Source organism: Actinosynnema sp. NPDC037264, from assembly GCF_055603705.1.
The window spans coordinates 1-1,495 of record NZ_JBVJVK010000136.1 but is presented as its reverse complement, the minus strand read 5'-3'; the positions used below and the strand labels follow the sequence as shown (position 1 = coordinate 1,495).

The 1,495-nt window shown below is 68.6% G+C and carries 1 protein-coding gene; it reads right to left on the bottom strand.

What is annotated here, in order from left to right:
- Positions 1-176: 176 nt before the first annotated feature.
- Entirely contained in the window at positions 177-1,421 is a 1,245-nt protein-coding gene (locus ACZ7GX_RS45685) for an IS4 family transposase (RefSeq protein ID WP_498786925.1), read from the bottom strand.
- Positions 1,422-1,495 lie beyond the last annotated feature (74 nt).

Sequence of the window (1,495 nt, the reverse complement as noted above, 5' to 3'; positions counted from 1 at the left end):
CAATGCCGTTTAGTTAGGCGGTGTTGGTGAAGATGTGCAGGTGGGGCGGGCCGGCATGGCGCTTCGTGACGTGGTGGGGGCGTTTGAGGAGCTTCGCGCCGACGTGTTTGCGTTTGACGACCCGGGGACAGGACCGGTGGCGGCGTTCGGGCGCGCGGAGGTGGCGGCGGATCTCCTCACGCGTCTCCCGCATCGCCTCCGTCAGGCGCTGAGGGGGAAAACCCGGCCTGATTGAGGACCTGGCGGCGGGTGGCGTTGAGGCTGCGGGTGAACGACAACCGGTCGACGTCGAGTGTGGTGTCGTCGGGGCCGAGCGGTTCGGCGGCCTCGTGCATCAACTCGCGCACGGCGTAGTGGGTCAGCAGCAGCGCCCAGATCTCCTGCTCGACCAACTCCGGGGTCTTCGAGCGCAGCAGCCGGGTGGCCGACATCTGATGGGTCTCGATCTCGTCCAGGGTGAGCTCGAACTCCCACCGCTGCTGATACAGCGCCGCCAGTTCGGCCGCGGCGGCGTGGTCGGGATCGGCGATGGTGGTGATCAGGCGGATGGTGTCGGACGGTCCGCGGTCGGTGACCATGTACTCGACCACCCGCACCGGCACCCGCGACTGCTCGGCCCGGGGATGCGATCCGTGTCGTCCCAGCTCGCCTTTGACGTGCTTGGGCAGCAGGAACGACCGGTAGGAACCGTCGGGCAACCACTCCAGCACCGGCAACTCGAGGGTGTCGGTGACCCGCCACACCAGGTCCGCCCCCGTCGCGGCGGCGGCGGTCCACATCCCGTAGCTGTAAAAGCCCCGGTCGGCCAGCACCAGCATGCCCGGCTCCACCCGGCCCAGGATCCGATGGAGCAGTTCGCGTTCCTGCACCCGCCAGGAATCGAACGCCGCCGCGACGATCGCGTGCGTGCCGCACTCGGCCAACCCCACCGCCCGGACCTGGGGGAACGGCGTGTCGTCCCGACGATCGAACACCTCGCTGTTGGCGGGGGTGTCGGGCACGTCCAGCACCACCCCGTCCACCGCCATCACCCGCCACCCCCGCAACCAAGCGCCCTTCGTGCCCGGCACCGCCATCGGCACCGCGACCCGGTCGAACAACACCCGCAACGGCTCCGCACCCAACCGCGACCTGGCCTGCGAGATCGCACCCGCCGTCGGCACCCGCCACTCGTCCCGCCAGGTGCCCAGGAACCGCAGCCCGTTGACCAGCTTGCGCATCACCTCTTCGTAGGAGTCCTCGAAGAACAGGCACAACGCCAGCACGTAATAGACCACCACCCGCGCCGGCAGCAGCCGCGACCGCTTCTCCCGCCGACCGGTCTCCGCCAACACCTCGTCCACCAGATCCCGATCCACCAACCGGGTCAGGACCCCGAGACTGATCCCGTCGGTGAACCGACGCTCCACCCCAGACGACACCCACCACACCGTAGTGACAACACACCCCGCCACCAGCACCAACACACCTACCAGCGCCTAACTAAACGGCATTG